Here is a 17,352-nt window from a genome sequence, read left to right as displayed (position 1 = left end):
TATCAGCGAGACTGGGAACCAGCGACAGGTGGCAGACTCATTCGGGCATAGATAAACAGATCTGCTTTAGCACCTTAGCGATCTCAGCGTTCGACTGGGGCAAATCCGGCAACATCGCCTTAAAATCGTGTTCGGGATGCTGGATTGCGTATGCCAGGGCCTGACGAATACCCTTCAGTTCTTCGACAGAATATTCCTGCGTCAGCAGCGCTACCTGCTTGGGGGTCAATCCCGTGAAACTTTCGACCTCATCAAGGTCATACAGCAGGTTCATCGGTATACGTAAAAAGTTGAGATTAACTAAGGTCTTCATCAATAAACACTCCTGCCACGCCTTGACTCTTCAGATGATTGACCGCTTGATTTAACTGCGCAGAACTAGGTCGGTAGTGGCCGCTTTTACGCGAAATGGCGGTCATTACCCCATTCTCGATGCGCACGTCGCCTGCGGCAGCGACCGACGCACCGCCAAAGAAACTGGAGTGGTGGAATTTGCCGCGAGTCTGTTCGTTGGAAATATACATCGAACCGTGTGCATCCATAACAAAGATCGCACGTCCTTTGTTTTGCGCGAACGCGGTTGATGCTTGGCGCGTGTCAAACAACTTGCCTGACGCATCATACACTTTCCCATCTTTGATCGTTACCTTGAATGCCGCTCGTTCTTGGGCATTCAGGTACTTGACCTTCGTCCCGAAAACCTGCCCAGCTTCCTCGCCTTTGTAGATTTGCTGCATGGGCTGCATGTTGGTGAACCGCACCGGTGCGCTGCTTGAAGCTTGCACTGCCATTGGCCGCTGCGCAGCCGACAATGCATTAGCCGCCGCGATACGGCTACGGGCCTCTATGGCGTTCGCCGGTTCGCTCTGGCGCCTACGATTCGCACCAGGGCGCAATGCATCCGGAATGTCCTGCAAGGCACTGAAGTTGTCAGCCACAGGATTGGATTGAACGCGTCGGCCCAAGCCCGGCCGTAATGAATCGGGTATCTCCATACCAGCCCCTGCGTTACCAGGCTGGATACTTGGCGTGACGGGCTTTGTGGGCTGCCCTCCGGGAAAGGAGAGGGCCCGCTGTGCTTGCTCCATGAGCTTGGGCGACAAGGATGGTATGGCCGGTTCGGATGCCCGGCGAAGTGCCTTGCGGCGTTGCAATGGTGCGCCGCCCAGTGCTCCAAACGACGGGCCGACCATGAACTTTTCGATATCATCCAATGGCATGTCGGGAGCCTCATCGAGATTTTCTTTGTCGACGGGCTGCTGAGAGGGCATGCTCGGAGGTGTGGAGGGCGGAGGAGGTGGCTTGACTGCTGAATGCCGTCCAGGCAAAGGCGGAGGTGTGCCATGAACCTGGCCGTTTATCTTCACGTGATGAGCGTTACCCAGCGCTACCCCCATGGAAGTAAGCGTAGCCTTGGCGCCGGGCCGTGGAGGCAATAGTGGTGAGGTGCTGTTACCTTGGGGACGATTAGGCGAAGCAGGTGGCGAGTCGGGAGATCCGACCCCAGGCGCCGAAGCCCACCGTTGCAGCTTTCCATCGGGGCTTTGCATGTCAACGCTAGCCAGGTTCAGATCCTGGTCTTGCCCAGGTTGGAAATTCAAGACCGGGCGGTGCGTCTCGCCACGCTCGCTGAAGGCGGGCATACCGAAGATATTCGCACCCAACGAGGCCAACTCGAACAGTGAACCATTTTGGATGCTGGCAGTAATCCGATTTCCAATCGAAGAACCCAGCTTGTCGAGCCATTTAAGCGAGTCCGCATTGATTTGGCGCGATGACTTAGGGATGGGCAGCTTGGCCAGAGCCTGAGTACTTGCAGTTAACAAGCCACTGACATTTAGCTTTGTAAGTTGTCCGATACTCATTGAAGTCTCCTACTCATCGCCAATGAGTGGTCATTTACGCTAGGTAGTTCCTCTCGACCAACGTTATGCAATCCTAGGCTCTGTACGAAAAGTCGGCGAGCGGAGATCAGGCAAGGCGAAAACAGATGAGAATGCGGAGTTTTTTGGGGTAAATGAGCATTCTAAGCCTGCTCTAACGCCGTCTGACAGGGCAAAGCGACTTTTCATACAGAGCCGAATCAGGGCTCGCCTTACCACGCGAGTGGCACGTCCATCCGCCCGGACCTCTGTGCCCAGGCGTCGTGTTCGCGTTGGAACATAGTCGAATCTGTAGCGCCTGTGGGCCGTATCTAAGCCCATAGTCGAAGTTGGGACAGGCTATCAACCACCACCGTGCGACCAAAGCAACATCCTTAAAAAATGCACGGAAAACCCTATCGTTATACACGTCTATGTTGGTTGGCTACATGCGCGTGTCGTCTGACGACGACCGCCAGAACACGGACTTGCAGCGCGACGCGCTGCTCGCCGCCAGCGTCGATCCGCGTCACCTGTTTGAGGATCGAGCCTCTGACGCGGGTCGGCTGGACGGGCTCACGTGGAGCATCGTCACGATGATCACCAAAAGCGAGCGGCTGGCCGTCCTTTCGGATGCCGAGCAAAAAGCCTTGTATGGTCTGCCGGACTTCGATGATGCTCAGCGGCTGGAGTACCTGGCGTTGACCGAATCTGAACTGACGTTCGCCAGCAGCCGGCCTAGCCTGCATGCTAAAGTCTCTTGCGTCTTGCAGATCGGCTACTTCAAGGCCAAGCATGCCTTCTTCCGCTTCGATTGGCACGAGGTCGAGGACGATTGCGCCTTCGTGCTGAGTCGCTATTTCCACGGCGAGGCGTTCGAGCACAAGGCGATCACCGAGCATGAGCACTACAACCAGCGGGGTCGGATCGCTAAGTCGTTCGGCTACCAATCGTGGGCGGCTAGTTTCCTGCCACAACTGGCGCAGCAGGCTGAACAGATCGTGCGGCGCGACGTGATGCGACCAGTGCTCAACGAGCCGGTTGTGTGTGGAAGGGCTGTCGATGCAATAGCCGGAAAATATCCGGCTAATTGGAAGCTTCTTTAAAAGTCATTATCGGAGTCAGACTCCACCTCATTGAGCAGTCTTTTAGCTTCAGACTTACCTACCTTAATACCCGCATCATCGATGCCTCTTCCTAAACACCTCGGCGTTGTCACCAGACGCTCTTCCTTTTCCGCCAAGAACATGTTTAGGCTTAATATCATATTTGGTTCTTAGCGTCGTTGGGTCCCTCATAAACGGATCACGCTCAAACTTCGCATGCTTATTAGTATGAGCCCCTAATGTCCTTATTAGAGCTGCTTGTAACCCGTGCGTAGAAGCAAAGCTACGGGCTACATTTTTGTCGCCAGTAATAAAATGATGGGGGGTGGCGTCTGCATCGGTGTAGGCCGTTTTCTTACCCGATTTAAAGCCATCGTTTTTTATGCTGCTGGCAGAGTGGGCGTCAGTGCCATGAAAGCGCCTTTCATTTTCATACACTGCTCTGGCCTTTGACTCAAGAGACTCACCCGCATGCGAACTGCTACCTTCCTGTGCGTCTGAATTTACCGGAGTATTGTAATAACCTGTTGAGGGAGGCACTCTCACCATTTTAATTCGCCTTTTAACTTTCAGGAATGAAAGTAGTGAGTGGTCAACGTCACAACAAAGGTTCCATCAGATCTAGATTTTAAAAAAACGGCGACAACGCGTCGATGCCGCCCGGAAAACGCTTCCATAAATTAACCTGTCTCGTGCTCTACGATTGTTATGGATATCGGCGCAACCGCTTCAACCGCTGGATGGACAGGTGGCTGGCAAGCAAAGTCCGTTACCTAGCTGGACCTGTGGGCAATGGGTGAACGCAACGAAGCCTTGCAGGCCGAACGTGAAACCCTCATCCGCACACTGAGCGAAACGGTCGACGCGCAATTGCTGCAAGCGCGGGAGCGTCTGGGCGTCAACGCGTGGATCGCCGATGCCCAAGCCCGGGCAGCCGACGTTGATACCGTCAAGCGCCAGGCCAACGGCCTGCAACAACAACTCGCGACCTATGCGTGCAACGAAGACCCGCACTTCCAGCGGGCTCGCAGCATCACCGATCAGTTGAAAAAACGCGGCATCGGGCAATTGATCGACATGGCCAACGACGCGCCCGACGCGGCCGACGACCTGATCGTCGATCAATTGCAGGTGCTGTATGCGAGCCTGAACGCCCTGCGCGGCCAGATCAGCGATATCCAGACGCAAATCCAGCAACACAAAAGCGATTACGGACGCGCCAAGGAACTACCACTCATCATTTGCAGATAACGTGAGCCCATCGCGGTGGAATGCGAGCCAGTGCCGTGGAATGCAAGCCCACTTGCAATTAATGTGAGCCCATGGGCTTCGTTAGTTGCAGATAATCTGAGCCGAAGAACGGGATAAATGCGAGTCCGAGTGTTTTCAAACGCGAGCCACTACAACTAAGCAGCGAACCCGCCACCAATGCACTGCCGACCATCAGGCCGATCTCGCTGATCGCAAGGGAAGGCGAACATGGCAAGCTCCCAAGCTTACGTATTATTTCCGACACAAATCTGCCACTACCCGTTTAGAGATATAAAGTTTCAGTTTCCCTGACCGATACCTCTGCTGTGACCTAATCCTTCTGGGGCCAGGCGCCCTCCTACCAGCAGCTCGTATCAGCGGAGATTGTTCAATGCTTGCGCCAATTAACAGAATGTTGGAGAACATAAGCGTCAGAGCCAAGCTCGCCCTGGGCTTCGGTATCGTCATGCTGCTGACTCTGTTGATTGCGACAACCGGTTGGCTAGGCATCAAGTCGCTGAGCGAGCGTGGCGACCGGGTCCTCGATATCGCCAGGCTCAACGAACTGGCCCGAGACATCCGCACGGCAAGCCTGGGCTACACCGCCAATCCCGACAAGGAGCACTCCGGAGCGGTGATCAAGCTGCTGGACAATCTCGACAACCACCTGGCCCACGACCAGAAGGTCTTCGACTCGGCGATCAACATCCCGGACCTTCAAGCCGCCAACGCTGCCGCCAAGAACTATCGCGCGCACTTCAACGAATTTATCCAGGCTATAGACGCGCGTGATACTACGCGATTGCTATTTGCCAGCAATTCCAACGCCGCCGTGACAGAACTGAAAAAGCTCATGGAGGTTGTCGTCTCTCCGACCGGCGACCCCGCCCAGATCGAGGCTCTGGTGCAGGCACAAACGGTGGTCCAAGAAGCGCGCTTCCAACTGCGGAGTTATAGCGGCAGCCTCAAGTCCGAACTGCAAAAGCCGGCCAAGGACGCAATCGACCAGGCCGTCACCTATCTCACGACACTCGACAAGCTGGTGCCCGCCTCCTTGCACGAAAACGTGCGGCGCCTGCAACTTGCAATGACCGGCTATCGCACGACCACCGACCAATTCAGCGAGGCTCAAGCCAAGGCCGATAGTGCGCGAGCGCAGCTTGACGGCGACATCAAGAATCTGCTCACGGCGAGCCAGCAACTCTCGCAAAACCAGATTGCGCAACGCCTCGAAGACGTTTTGGATGCTCGCAACCTGCTCGGCGGCGCCGTGCTGGCCGCGCTGCTGCTGAGCATCATTGCCGGTCGGGTAATCACCCGACTGATTGTCGGCCCGCTGATGGAAACCTTGAACGGCGCCGAACGCGTGGCGGCGGGCAACCTGACAGACAGTGCCGTGATTTCGCGCCGCGACGAGCTGGGTATGCTGCAATTGAGCATGCAGCGCATGACCCAGAACCTGCGCGAACTGATCGGTGGTTTGCGCGACGGCGTGGTGCAGATAGCCAGTGTCGCCGAGGAGCTGTCGGCGGTCACTCAACAAACCCGTAGCGGGGTCGGCAGCCAGAAACTGGAGACCGATCAAGTCGCCACCGCCATGAGCGAAATGGTCGCGACCGTCCAGGACGTGGCGCGCAATGCCGAGCAGGCCTCGAGTGCGGCGGTCAATGCCACCCAGGAGTCCCGTGAGGGCGACCAGGTGCTGGCCCAAGCCATGACGCAGATTGAAAAGCTCGCCAGCGAAGTGAACCATTCCACGGTAGCGATGAGCGACCTCAAGCAGGAAAGCGACAAGATCGGCAGCGTCCTCGACGTCATCAAGTCCGTGGCACAACAGACCAACCTGCTGGCGCTGAATGCCGCCATCGAAGCGGCGCGGGCTGGCGAAGCGGGTCGCGGCTTTGCCGTGGTGGCCGACGAAGTGCGCAGCCTGGCACAACGTACCCAGACCTCGACCGAGGAAATCGAGCAACTGATCACCGGCCTGCAAGGCGGCACCGAAAAGGTCGCCATCAGCCTGGAGAGCAGCCGCATACTGACCGACAGCAGCGTCGACCTGACCCGTCGCGCCGGCAACTCACTGAACGGCATCACTCAGTCGGTACTGGCGATCGAATCGATGAACCAGCAGATCGCCACGGCAGCCGAACAGCAAAGCGCGGTGGCTGAGGAAATCAACCGCAGCGTGATCAATGTCCGCGATATCGGCGAACAGACCTCGGCGGCCAGTGAAGAAACCGCCTCCTCAAGCATCGAACTCGCGCGCCTGGGCAATCAATTGCAGATGCTGGTGGGCAAATTCACCCTGTAAGGACACGACGAGGGGGCATGCAATAGCGGCTGCGCTCGGGTGATCCCATCCACCCTCCCCCTCCAATACCGCCCCGTTAGAATATAAACTTGGCGGGCTCGCCGGACGATGGTCGAACCCGACCGGTCTCGGCTATTGGCGGGTCAGTGCCGGTGTACGGGGGGCAATCAAGCGCCGGTTACCGGTGGCCTCGAACGCCGAGGCCAGACGCAGCAGCGCCGAATCGTCATAGGCACGGCCAGCGAAGGTCAGGCCGACCGGCATGCCGATATCAGCCATGACGCCCATCGGCACCGTGACCGTGGGCACCCCCAGGTGGCGGATCGCCAGATTGCCGTTGGCCACCCAGACACCGTTGCTCCAGGCAATATCCGCCGCCGCCGGATCGACATCGGCATTGGCCGGGCCGACATCGGCCACCGTCGGGAACAGCACCGCATCGAGGCCCAGGCGCTGCATCCACTCTTCGAGGTCGATGCGCCGCGTCTCTTCAAGCCCGCGCAAGCCGTCCGGCACACTGCTGATCTGGTTCCACGCCGTAAGGCCGCGCTCCGCCATCCGTACATACTCGTCCATGCCGGCGGCCAGGTCGCCCTCACGGTTCGGCAGGGTGCCCGGATCATGGGGAAAAATCAGCGAACCCTCGACATCCACCAAACGGTTCAACTTGGGGTCGCCGTTGGCCTGGAGAAAATCGTCGAAGGCCCAGGCGGTCAGGTCCCACAGTTCATGGTGCAGGAATTCCTTGGACACCAGGCCACGGTTAAACACGGTTGGCGCGCCGGGACGATCCCCTTCGCAATTGGATACCAACGGGAAGTCGACCTCGACCACCTCGGCGCCAGCCGCTTCGAGAGCCTGGCGCGCCGCTTGCCAGAGATCGATCACCGAAGCACGGGTGTTGATCCGCTGCCCGGTCGGGCCACCGATACCGGGTTGCTCGCTGGTGCCCGCCGCGGGATCGGCGTTGATAAACATGCGCGGCACCCCCAGGCGCTTGCCGGCCAGGGCCTCGGCCCCCACGGCAAGCGAGCCATAGGATTGGGGCCGTACCGAAGCCACACTCGGGATCGGCACCCAGGGTTGCAGGCGCCACAGGTCGCCACGGCTGTCGCTGTCTTCCGCGACCACTACGTCGAGCACTTCGAGCAGATCGGCCATGGTCCGGGCATAGGGCACCACCACATCCATGGTCGGCGTCAGCGGCCAGTTGCCACGTACCGAAATCACCCCGCGCGACGGGGTGTAGGCACACAGGCCATTGTTCGAGGCCGGCCCGCGCCCGCTCGACCAGGTCTCTTCAGCCAGGCCGAAGGCTGCGAAGCTGGCGGCGGTCGCGGTCCCGGCGCCGTTCGATGAGCCCGAGGCAAAGGGCGCCGTGAGGTAGTCGGCGTTGTACGGGCTTTGCGCTCGACCATAGAGCCCGCGCTGCATGCCGCCATTGGCCATGGGCGGCATATTGGTCTTGCCCAGACAGATCGCTCCGGCGGCACGCAACCGTTCGACAGTGAAGGCATCGCGATAGGCGATCAGGTTGGCGAAGGCCGGGCTGCCGCAAGCGGCAGTCAGGCCCTTGACCAGATAACTGTCCTTGGCGGTATAGGGGATGCCATCGAGCGGCCCCAGAGACTCGCCTTTGGCTCGACGGGCATCGGACGCCCGAGCCTCTTCGAGCGCAGCGGGGTTGCGCACCACCAGCGCATTGAGGGCGGTAGGTGTCTGCGGGCCGTCATAGGCATCGATCCTGGCGAAATAGGCCTGAACCAGCTCAACCGCCGTTGTCTGGCCGGATTCGAGCGCCTCGCGCAATTGCGCAATGGAAACCTCGGTTACTTCGATCATGCTGTTATCGTCGACTGCTGATGGGGGACGCGGTGATTGGAATCACCGCTATCTTACCCTAGTCGTCTGTGTGATTAGTTCTATTAGTCAATTTCGGCTGCCACCAGCCCCTGGCCTGCGTTGCTGTTCCTCGCCATAGCCCGGCTATGACTCGTCACAGCGCCTTGGCCATGGACTGGTGGCATCCGAACTTGAGCTAACGAACTCACCGTACAGGCCACTAGCTCCACTACGCGATAAAAAGGCAGCAGGCCCAGTGAAATCCAGCCGGTCCTAAAACACCTAGTTGACCGATAACTTAGGCAAGCCATCTTCTTCCGGCCTGTAGGAACCATAGCCGCTGACGTAAGTGTGCTCTTTGCCTTCATCATCAATAAAGGTTTCATCGTACCCCGAGGCCCAGGCATAGCCTTTGTTTATCTCGTTCAAGCCATCGCCGATGTAGTCGTTATGGGTCTCGTCCTCGCCCTTGAGCTCCTTCTCGCGGAAGTCAAAGATACTTTTGTTCTCGGGAGCGTCGCGCTGGAGATAATTGGCCAGATAGGTTTGCAGCGATACATAGTTCTCCGCACCCTTGGGTTGCAGCAGGCCATCCTTCTCGAATTGCTTGAGTTGATCCCACTTCTGGCCGGATATCTTATGCAGCTTTTTGGATTTGATGGTGCTGAGAATCGCACCGACAAAACCTAGGACAGCACCCGCCACAAACCCAACAGGGCCGAGGGCGCCGATCACTCGACCGGCGGTGCCGCCGATCAAGCCCCACGCGCCGTTCACGCTAGCGACACCTGCGATCACACCGCCAGCGCCGCCGAAGACTCCCAGGAAACCGGACGCGGTCTGCAGCGGGTCATGATTCTTCAGCCCGTCACGAATGCCAAAGGCGCTCAGGACGATGCCGGTCACCCCACCCGCCAGGTCACCAGAAGAGCCGAAGAACTTAGAAACCGAGCCGGCGATCCGGTGCGCAGTGCTAGCACCGGCGATGCGGTATTTGGTGTTGTAGTTGCCATCCAAGTAACCAGCCTTGAACGCGTCGGCATCGTAGTGAGGGTAGTTGGCCGGATCGCCGGTCGGGGTATTGCGCACTGCCCCTCCGCCTTTCTCATCGGTAATCCAGGAGCCGCCGCTATTGACGCCGCCCTGCTCAACTCGAAACCCGCCCTTGCCATCTGGAATATAGGTGTCCGGCTTGTCGGGCAAGAAACCCTGGCCGGCAAGGTGCTTGGACAGGTCCGACTCGATCTCGATAGGCGGTACCGTGCCAGGCTTGCGCCACATGTCTGGAATGGTTTTGCTCAGGCCCAGGTTGTCGTAAATCTTGGTTTTCAAGATCAAGTCGGCGGTTTTTGCGCCCAGGGTCAGGAAACCGTTCGAGAAGCTGGCGAAGGTCAAGAAGTCGGCTGCGATGCCCAGGCGACCTTCCGATGTAGAGGCAATTTTTCCTGGATCGCCGTGCAACTGATAGATACCCCGTGCCAAGCCGAACAGCCCGGACATGGACCCCAGGGTGCCGGTCTCCCTCATCGTCGCAAACATCTTGGTGAGGTTGTCTTTCTCTGTCGACGATAGTGATTTGAAGGCATTTTTCTCGGCGGCAAGGGCATCTTTTATGTCGGCCTCGGTGAGGGTACCATTACGCATGTACTTGTCACCCAGCGCCGCATATACTTTACCGAATGAAACTGCGTCATCCTTGTTCTTGATGAACTTCTCGACGGTGGTTTCCCAGGCGCTGATCAAGTGCGAAGGAATATCGGTTATCCCCCGCGCAGCGCGTAACCAGTATTTGGTCGTGTCGATAGCCGCTAGCGCGCTGTTGTCTTCGCTGATCTTGCTCGGATCGCCGATGATCGCATCAAGGTCCATGATCATGGTGTCTCGACTGAGGTCGCCTTTGAACTGTTCGGCCATCTTCGGATCGATCTGCGCCAAGCCTAGGTAGGTCTGCTGGATTTCCTGCTGGGCCAGTTCTGTCTTGCCGCTGTCTTCCAGGGCCTTGATGTACTTACGAAAGCTTTCGGAGTTGGCGCTGGTCTTGAGCTTTTCTTCGACTTCGGCGATTTTCCCTTCTCCGCCGACTACCTTGCTTTTGGAGTCCTTATTAATACGCTCCATGTCCGCCATGATCTTCTCGTCACTGCTCAATTCGGCCAAGCGCTTATCAATAGCCTTTACGTCGAAAATATCTTCACGCACATCCCGACCGGTAACCTCGATCGGATCGGTGGCATCGGATTTGTAGCCACGGCCATGTTCAGGAATAACGGTCATACCGTTGTCTGTCATGCTTTTGGCTTCCAGCGCCCGCAGGAACTTGGCACGTGAGTCGTCCTCACCAATACTGCCATTCTCGACACCCTCGCGATATTCCTTGACCAGGTTTTGCAGCGTCAGGTCCTGGATGCCCAGCGGGTTGCCGTCTTCGTCCTTTTCGGTAGTCGGCAATTCATTGATATTCAACTCGCTGGAGGGTGGTAAACCATATTCCTTGCGCAGTTCATCGACATCGTTGACCTGCGTGGTAATCTCGTCACGGTGCCCCGCAACCTGAGCAAAAAGCTCCGGGTTGATTTCCTCACTAACCACGACCTTCTCTTGTTGGCCTCCGGGTTTTTGGTAGGTATACGTAATCAGACCGGGACCATATTCGTCCACAGCGCCCACGCCGGAAATGTCCTCGGTGGAAGGCAGGTATTCATCCTCGCCCGCCAGGCGATAGCCCTCGCCCTGGGCGCGAGCGATTCCATCCAGGGTCTTGCCGGTTTCGCCATAAGCCTGGAACGAGTCCGGTGCCAGCGCCTCGATAACAGTGATGGTCTTGCCGTTTTTCAGGGTGACGACCTCTACACCACCTTCGCTGTAGGCGTGAATATTGTCGATATCGGCCAAAGAGGCTGGCGTCTCGTTGTCCTCGGCCAGGTAGTCCTTATTCTTGATGGCATTGACCAAGGCATCATGGGCGACGGTGCCTTCGGTCTGCTTGAGTGCCGTCAGAAGCCCATAAAGGCGTGTACCTCGTAGTTCCAGGCTCGGCGATTTGTCATTGCTACCCGCCCGGCCAATGCGAATATCCGGGGGCAAAGTGGATTCGGTTTCGCTGGCATCACCCGGTGGCAGCAAGTACTTCTTGCCGTCGTATTGAAACTTAATGACGCCGCTTTTTTCGTCGATGGATTCGACGTTCAGTTTGCTGATGTCATAGTCACTGGGCAGCGACGACGCCCGTTCGTAGCCATCAGCTTTACCTTTATCGAGCACTTTCTGCACTTCGCCCTGATACCCCAATTGTTTAGATAGCTCGGGGTTGAGATCTTCGGATATCACGTAGCGTTTGCCGTCCTTGGTTTCCACCAGAGTCAGGCCATTGTCCTTGTGTTCGATGCTTTTGTACTCAGTGCTGCTGGCCGGCAGTTTCTGCGTGTCACCCACCAGCTCATAACCGTCCTGCTTGAACTTCAATGCATCCTTTGCATGCATCAGCCGATTGAAGGTGTCCGGGGTCAGCGTATTGTTGACCACCATCTGGTTAGCGCCGAACTTGTAAGTGATAACGCCTTCGTCGGCATGGCTGGTATCGATTTCGCTGATGTGGTCGGCATAGCCGAGACTGTCCTCATTATCCACTGACAAGGTGTAGCCATCCGCCCGGGCTTGCAGCGTGAGTTGGTCCTTGAGTACTTGTTCGTAAAGTTTTGGCGCAGTGGCGCGATTTACGACAACTTCTTTACCGTCGTTGGTGGTGTAGCGAATAGTGTCTTTGCCATGTTTTTCTGGAGGCTCAATGCTCTTGTAGTCGAACAGCTTCGGGGCAGACTCATCGGCTTTTGCTTCTTTAGGCGCAGGCGCGTTGGGATTACCCGAATTAGATATCCTGGCATTCTTTAGTATCTCCTCGAAACGCGAGCCTGCTTTGGGAGTTTCGGAAGAAGGGGGCATACCGTCTTGAATTTTCGCCATCGTCTGCGCCTCGAGGTCTTATTGGATCTGAGCAATGCGTAACCATCTGGGTACGTGCCAGCTGCTGCTAGCGTATGACAATACGCATCCGATGACGCCGCAGAACGACAACATTTCACAAAAATTCGCAACATGATTTTGTTGTGATGCTCGCTTGAATCGCTCCAGATTCTTTCTGGCAGCCTGCAAGCTCATTGCCTACCGCCTTCCCAACCGCCCGCTCTGAGCTGCGACCGAGTCGCTGATGTCTTTTCCAGTGTGCGGCGGCAGAGGCCCGCACCCTCTCATAGGTACCTCTGCGGATCAGTCACCACATAACCGGGCTCTGCACAGAGGCATCTCCCAATCGTCCCGACTGAGCGGCAATCGGTGACCTGGATAATCACAAGGAGATACGTCGGGTTTTAATGTCACGGAATTGATGAGGAGTATAATGTGTTGCCGCCTTGAACTGTCTGGAGAAGGCGCTGTGATCTGCGTACCCGCATTCGAAAGCAATGTCGGTAATCAGCTTTTGGCTTTTCTCAAGCAGCTCGCAAGCCTTATCAATACGTACCTGCAAAAGTATCTGCTTGGGAGTCAGATGAAACACCTCCCTTGTGAGCCGCTCCAGGGTATCTGCCGAAAGATTGACTTCAGCGGCAACTTCCGGAATCAATAACTTCTCACCAAAGCGAGTTTCTATAATGGATATAAAGTCCAAAAGACGCTTATAGCTGGTGTGCCGTTCATCAGGCTTTGGCAAAATTCGTGATACGCCAACAAGACCGATAAATCTACCCTGATCGTTTTGTATTCTCACTTTCGTGCTCAGGCACCACTGCCTGGAGCCGTCCGCCGTGAAGTAGAGACGAAGCATGTCCAGCATCTGCTTGCCATCATGAATCACACTCAGATCCTGAGCCAAAATGGACGGCCCACTCACTGAAAAAAGCTCAGCGGCAGTTCGGCCATAAACTTGATCTTTCCGGGTAAATCCGGCTTGGCTAATCAACGCCTGGTTGAACATCCGAAACCGTGCTTGCTCATCCTTAACGTAGAAAAGAACCCCCGGTAGGCGACCAAAAATAAACTCAAGGAGCGACATATTGTGCTCACTTCCGTCAAGAATTTCTTTGAAATCAACTTGGAGCATAAGTCGCCAATCGTTCAGGAGTATAAGGAATGATGGTGTGGCCGCACTTTAGCATATGGATGATACGGCACTAAGTAGTGCCCTCCTCTTGAATCTACAGCAGGGAACCCGGTGCAGCAAGCCTGCCGCCTTTAACGAGCCCGTCGAGTTCGAAAAACTCAATTGGATTGATCGGTTATGCAGATTTCCGCACAATTTTTTCATATCCAATCAAGCGTTTTGCAACTGCCTGGTCATAATTATGGCGTTACGAAATTCTGGGAGGATGACTATGAGCCGGTCGAATGAAAGGGTTGTGATCATCGGTGGCGCCGTCATGGGGAGTTTCACAGGGTACTTTCTGCGCCGGGAAGGTTTTACCGGCTCCATCCAAATAATCGAGCAAGACAGCACCTATAGCCTCTCGTCGACTGCGCTGTCGGCGGCTTCGATCAGGACACAGCTCACATATCCATTCAGCATTCATATGAGTTTGTTCGCGGCACAGATCTGCCGCGACCCCAAGGCATGGTTTGGCCCCGAGGCGGACATCGAGTTTAGGGAAAGGGGTTACCTGACTCTGGCGGCCCCTGAATATGCGGAAGTCATGTACCAGAACGCCAAAATGCAGGTTGCCAATGGAGCCGACGTGGTAAAACTTGATCAGGCGGCACTAGCAGAAAAATACCCGTGGATTCACCATGACGATGTTGCCTATGGATTCTTCGGCGCCTCGAATGAAGGCTGGTTCGATGCCTGGGCACTTCTTCAGCTAGTGAAGCGAAGTGCAAAATCCCTGGGTGTTCAGTACATCGACGGACGAGCCGTAGGCATTCGTACTAATGGTTCAAAGGTAACGGCAGTTGATCTGGCAGACGGCACTACACGCGCATGCGATTGGTGTGTTAATGCTGCGGGTGCCGCCGGTGGCCGAGTAGCAAAGTGGCTGGATATCGATTTGCCGGTTGAGGCGCGCAAAAGAACCGTATTCCATTTTAAATCGCCAATTGCCAGCGGTGACTTCCCCGTCATCCTGGATACCTCAGGATTCTGGCTGCGACCTGAAGGCGACGGTTTCATCGCCGGCATTGCTCCCGACGCAGACAGAGATCCTCGTGCCGATGATGACTTCGAGCCCGACCACTATCTGCTGGAGGAAAAACTCTGGCCGCTGCTCGCACACCGGATTCCCGCCATGGAAAGTTTAAAGTTGCAGCGAGCATGGGCAGGTCATTACGAAATGAACGTGTTTGACCATAACGGCGTGGTCGGGCCCCATGACGAGTTCAAAAACTTGATTTTCGCCACCGGATTCTCCGGTCATGGCGTGATGCACTCCCCGGCAACGGGCAGAGGCGTGGCCGAACTTATTACCCATGGTCAATTCCAGACCATTGATTTGTCCGAGCTCGGCTACGGACGCATCAGAAACAACACCCCCATTGTAGAAACAATGGTTTATTGATGGCCTTGACAGCAACAGCAGTGTCGGTAGTTCAGTCGAGTGAGCAGTTTGATTCCAGCCACGGCCTTGGGCATCGGCTAAAAAAATAAAACTTCGAGGAGACAAACAAATGCTAATCAATGAGCAGGACGTCCTCAAACGTGGCGCGGCGATAGGTGCCAGTACCTGGTCAGATGCACTCGACGAACTGGGCGTTGCGGGGACTGTTTTAGATATTCCGCGTCAAAGCGGTGCAGGCCTGGCAATTGGCTTTGCCGTAACAGCGCGAGCCTTGACCGGACAATTGGGAGATTTTAAAAAATCCGACTTCGCGGTGGGCCAACTGATAGCAGCCACCAGCCCAGGTAAGATGTTGATGGTTGACATGGGGGGAGCACGCATTTCAGCCATGGGTGGATTGGCAGCATTGGGGGCGAGCAACCAACACGCGACAGGTATCGTCATCGATGGTGGCTGCCGTGACATAGACGAGATTCGAGCCACGCAATTGTGGGTTTCAAGTCGTTGGGTAGTCCCCACGACGGGTAAGACTCGCGTCAAGGTATTGCCGCTAGGAGGCGACATCGTTGTCGGTGGAGTTTGCGTGTCACAAGGCGATCTGGTTGCCGGTGACGATACGGCCATCGTCGTCATACCTCGCGCCCATGTGCAAGCGGCGCTGGTTATCGCAGAACGCATTATGGCGATTGACGAGTGCGTGGAAGCGCGGATCCGCGCTGGCGAAAGCTTTGGTTTGGCAGCCGCGACCGCCGGCTACATCCCCGCTCGCGATAACCGGTAGCCCGGTCAGCCGTAGATTCGACTCGCTATTCCAAAGCTCAACCCGGACCCGCTGGACTTTGGCCCGGCGCTGATGTTTCAAATGCTGGTCGCATCGCGGATACAGCCTCCTCAAGGCAGTACCCGTAGCCGGCTTTGCGTTCCTCCAAACAGCACCATGCAGCCTGGCCACGGGTGATGATCAGGAGGTCATGGTTTGAATGGATACAAATGCTGACGCAGAATGCCGTCTGGCAAGGGTTTGCCAAACACTCCGTAGCGGCTTGGCCACTCCTTCGCGGGTAGTTTGAAGGTTCCAAACAACATATCCACCAGCGGCAGGTGAATCGCATAGTTCTTGTAGATGTAATCCGGGTGACGAGCATGGTGCCAGTGGTGATAGCGCGGAAGCACCAATACATAGTCCAACCAACCGCCATTGATGCGCACGTTGGCATGCGCCAGCACGGCTTGAATACCGACCAGAATCACATAGGCATTCAATGCCTGCGGGGCAAAGCCCAGTAGCATGAGCGGCACTAGCACGCCGGTACGGGTTAATAGCACCTCAACAAAGTGGACACGCGAACCTGCCAACCAATCCATGGCTGTACTCGAATGGTGAACAGCATGAAAACGCCATAGCCAAGGCACCACATGGTACAAGCGATGAAGCCAGTACTGCCCCAGATCCGCCACTAACACCGCAAGAAGAAACTGCACGGCTATTGGCAGGCTTTGCACCGTCTCTTGAAGGTCGGTAGAAACCGCCCAACCCGCCATAAAGGTTGAAGAGGCGGTAATGAAGATCAAGATGAATTGCACCAGCATATGACTGACAAAAAAATAGGTCAGATCAGTGCGCCAGTGTGGCCGTAGGATATTCTGTTTCGCATCCTTGGCATACAATTTCTCCAGCGGGATAAAGGCCGCGGCAGAAATAAGCAGCGCCAGCACAAACCAATCCAGGCCCAGGGAATACGGTGTTTCGCCGATGGCATCGACCTGTATGTCGGTGCCCCCCAGGAACACCGCCAAACCAGAGGCGATAATTCCGGTAATGCCCAAACGCTTATGGCCGTTGAGTAATATGTTTAGAGTGCCCAGGCTGAATGACAGGAGTAATCCGAAAAGTAGCAGGGTACGGGCGAACTGCTCATCGTAAACCTTGCGCAGTTCGCTGGTGGTCAGCCACTCAGGAAATAAGAAACAAAGTACCGCCAGCAGACTCAACAGCCCCAGCGCGGCGGAAATGTAACCACTGATACGCCCCTCGCCCAATATGAACGGTGCGTGACCATGGTGCCGGAGATAATTTTTAATCTTTTGCATTGCGTATCCTTTGTATCCAAAGCCAAGTAATAGTGTTCCCCAGTCGTTCGCCACGCTGAGGGGTGAATGCGACCCTTGAGAGTTCTGACTTACCGTCGATCAATATCCGCCGGGTCATTCAAAGCTCCCGCTCTGCGCATAGGGCACGGGAGCGGCGCCCTCGCTGAGGAAAATCTGCCGGGGCAGCGTGAAGTGACGCAACTTGAGCAAGGCCAAAGGCCCCGCGTCCAATTCAGTGCGCAGGTTCCACGTCAGGTTCAGGCCATCGGGGGCCTTGAGGACCATGCGGTAGCGGCTGTCGCCGTCGTCCAGGGCCGTGAACCGGGCTTTTTCCAACAACCGAATCAGAC

The 17,352-nt window shown here is 56.2% G+C and carries 12 protein-coding genes and 1 pseudogene; 5 read left to right on the top strand and 8 right to left on the bottom strand.

The window, feature by feature from the left end:
• Positions 1-37: 37 nt before the first annotated feature.
• A complete protein-coding gene (locus tag AWM79_RS04525; RefSeq protein ID WP_017131129.1) occupies positions 38-313 on the bottom strand; it encodes a hypothetical protein in 276 nt (91 codons plus the stop codon).
• Positions 297-1,865 (bottom strand): hypothetical protein, encoded by a 1,569-nt coding sequence (locus AWM79_RS25365; protein WP_017131128.1) that lies wholly within the window; start codon positions 1,863-1,865, stop codon positions 297-299. The genes AWM79_RS04525 and AWM79_RS25365 overlap by 17 nt, the downstream gene beginning before the upstream one ends.
• A gap of 593 nt (positions 1,866-2,458) precedes the next feature.
• On the opposite strand from AWM79_RS25365, the pseudogene AWM79_RS04515 reads away from it, so the two are divergent.
• Positions 2,459-2,878, top strand: a pseudogene (locus AWM79_RS04515) (DUF4158 domain-containing protein); the annotation flags it as partial.
• A gap of 165 nt (positions 2,879-3,043) precedes the next feature.
• Here AWM79_RS04515 and AWM79_RS24830 read toward each other — a convergent pair.
• Positions 3,044-3,406 carry a hypothetical protein gene (locus AWM79_RS24830; protein WP_156430075.1) on the bottom strand — a complete coding sequence of 121 codons (363 nt, stop codon included), beginning with the start codon at positions 3,404-3,406 and terminating at the stop codon, positions 3,044-3,046.
• Between the two features lie 354 nt (positions 3,407-3,760).
• Between AWM79_RS24830 and AWM79_RS04510 the strand changes: the two genes are divergently transcribed.
• Positions 3,761-4,219, top strand: coding sequence for a hypothetical protein (locus tag AWM79_RS04510; protein WP_017131125.1), 459 nt, complete (start codon positions 3,761-3,763; stop codon positions 4,217-4,219).
• Between the two features lie 391 nt (positions 4,220-4,610).
• Positions 4,611-6,530 (top strand): HAMP domain-containing methyl-accepting chemotaxis protein, encoded by a 1,920-nt coding sequence (locus tag AWM79_RS04505; protein WP_143063280.1) that lies wholly within the window; start codon positions 4,611-4,613, stop codon positions 6,528-6,530.
• 132 nt (positions 6,531-6,662) lie between these two features.
• Here the strand turns inward: AWM79_RS04505 and AWM79_RS04500 are convergent, their stop codons facing one another.
• The 3 genes from AWM79_RS04500 to AWM79_RS04490 all read right to left on the bottom strand — a co-directional run bounded on the left by AWM79_RS04500 (position 6,663) and on the right by AWM79_RS04490 (position 13,467).
• The gene (locus AWM79_RS04500) at positions 6,663-8,372 is read right to left on the bottom strand and encodes an amidase (protein WP_017131123.1); all 1,710 of its coding nucleotides are present in this window, start codon (positions 8,370-8,372) and stop codon (positions 6,663-6,665) included.
• Between the two features lie 282 nt (positions 8,373-8,654).
• Positions 8,655-12,332, bottom strand: coding sequence for a hypothetical protein (locus tag AWM79_RS04495; RefSeq protein WP_017131122.1), 3,678 nt, complete (start codon positions 12,330-12,332; stop codon positions 8,655-8,657).
• A gap of 382 nt (positions 12,333-12,714) precedes the next feature.
• Positions 12,715-13,467 (bottom strand): helix-turn-helix domain-containing protein, encoded by a 753-nt coding sequence (locus AWM79_RS04490; RefSeq protein WP_017131121.1) that lies wholly within the window; start codon positions 13,465-13,467, stop codon positions 12,715-12,717.
• A 271-nt stretch (positions 13,468-13,738) separates the two neighbouring features.
• On the opposite strand from AWM79_RS04490, the gene AWM79_RS04485 reads away from it, so the two are divergent.
• Together AWM79_RS04485 and AWM79_RS04480 are read left to right on the top strand one after the other, a co-directional pair.
• Entirely contained in the window at positions 13,739-14,911 is a 1,173-nt protein-coding gene (locus tag AWM79_RS04485) for an NAD(P)/FAD-dependent oxidoreductase (RefSeq protein ID WP_244159617.1), read from the top strand.
• Between the two features lie 109 nt (positions 14,912-15,020).
• Positions 15,021-15,692, top strand: coding sequence for an RraA family protein (locus AWM79_RS04480; protein ID WP_060782242.1), 672 nt, complete (start codon positions 15,021-15,023; stop codon positions 15,690-15,692).
• Positions 15,693-15,880: 188 nt separating this feature from the next.
• Here the strand turns inward: AWM79_RS04480 and AWM79_RS04475 are convergent, their stop codons facing one another.
• Both AWM79_RS04475 and AWM79_RS25235 read right to left on the bottom strand, forming a co-directional pair.
• The gene (locus tag AWM79_RS04475; RefSeq protein ID WP_060782241.1) at positions 15,881-17,002 is read right to left on the bottom strand and encodes a sterol desaturase family protein; all 1,122 of its coding nucleotides are present in this window, start codon (positions 17,000-17,002) and stop codon (positions 15,881-15,883) included.
• A 114-nt stretch (positions 17,003-17,116) separates the two neighbouring features.
• A partial coding sequence (locus tag AWM79_RS25235; RefSeq protein ID WP_167375416.1) for a hypothetical protein occupies positions 17,117-17,352 on the bottom strand: 236 nt, incomplete at its 5' end.

It is taken from the genome of Pseudomonas agarici (genome assembly GCF_001543125.1).
Taxonomy (GTDB): Bacteria; Pseudomonadota; Gammaproteobacteria; order Pseudomonadales; family Pseudomonadaceae; genus Aquipseudomonas; species Aquipseudomonas agarici.
The sequence above is the reverse complement of the archived record's forward strand: the minus strand, read 5'-3'. Positions and strand labels throughout refer to the sequence as shown.

Excerpts from the sequence above, each read along its gene's own strand:
- AWM79_RS04510 (WP_017131125.1), top strand. The coding sequence starts at position 3,761 with ATGGGTGAACGCAACGAAGCCTTGCAGGCCGAACGTGAAACCCTCATC.
- AWM79_RS04485 (WP_244159617.1), top strand. The coding sequence starts at position 13,739 with ATGAGCCGGTCGAATGAAAGGGTTGTGATCATCGGTGGCGCCGTCATG.
- AWM79_RS04500 (WP_017131123.1), bottom strand. The coding sequence starts at position 8,372 with ATGATCGAAGTAACCGAGGTTTCCATTGCGCAATTGCGCGAGGCGCTC.
- AWM79_RS04505 (WP_143063280.1), top strand. The coding sequence starts at position 4,611 with ATGCTTGCGCCAATTAACAGAATGTTGGAGAACATAAGCGTCAGAGCC.
- AWM79_RS04480 (WP_060782242.1), top strand. The coding sequence starts at position 15,021 with ATGCTAATCAATGAGCAGGACGTCCTCAAACGTGGCGCGGCGATAGGT.
- AWM79_RS25365 (WP_017131128.1), bottom strand. The coding sequence starts at position 1,865 with ATGAGTATCGGACAACTTACAAAGCTAAATGTCAGTGGCTTGTTAACT.
- AWM79_RS04525 (WP_017131129.1), bottom strand. The coding sequence starts at position 313 with ATGAAGACCTTAGTTAATCTCAACTTTTTACGTATACCGATGAACCTG.
- AWM79_RS04495 (WP_017131122.1), bottom strand. The coding sequence starts at position 12,332 with ATGGCGAAAATTCAAGACGGTATGCCCCCTTCTTCCGAAACTCCCAAA.
- AWM79_RS04475 (WP_060782241.1), bottom strand. The coding sequence starts at position 17,002 with ATGCAAAAGATTAAAAATTATCTCCGGCACCATGGTCACGCACCGTTC.
- AWM79_RS04490 (WP_017131121.1), bottom strand. The coding sequence starts at position 13,467 with ATGCTCCAAGTTGATTTCAAAGAAATTCTTGACGGAAGTGAGCACAAT.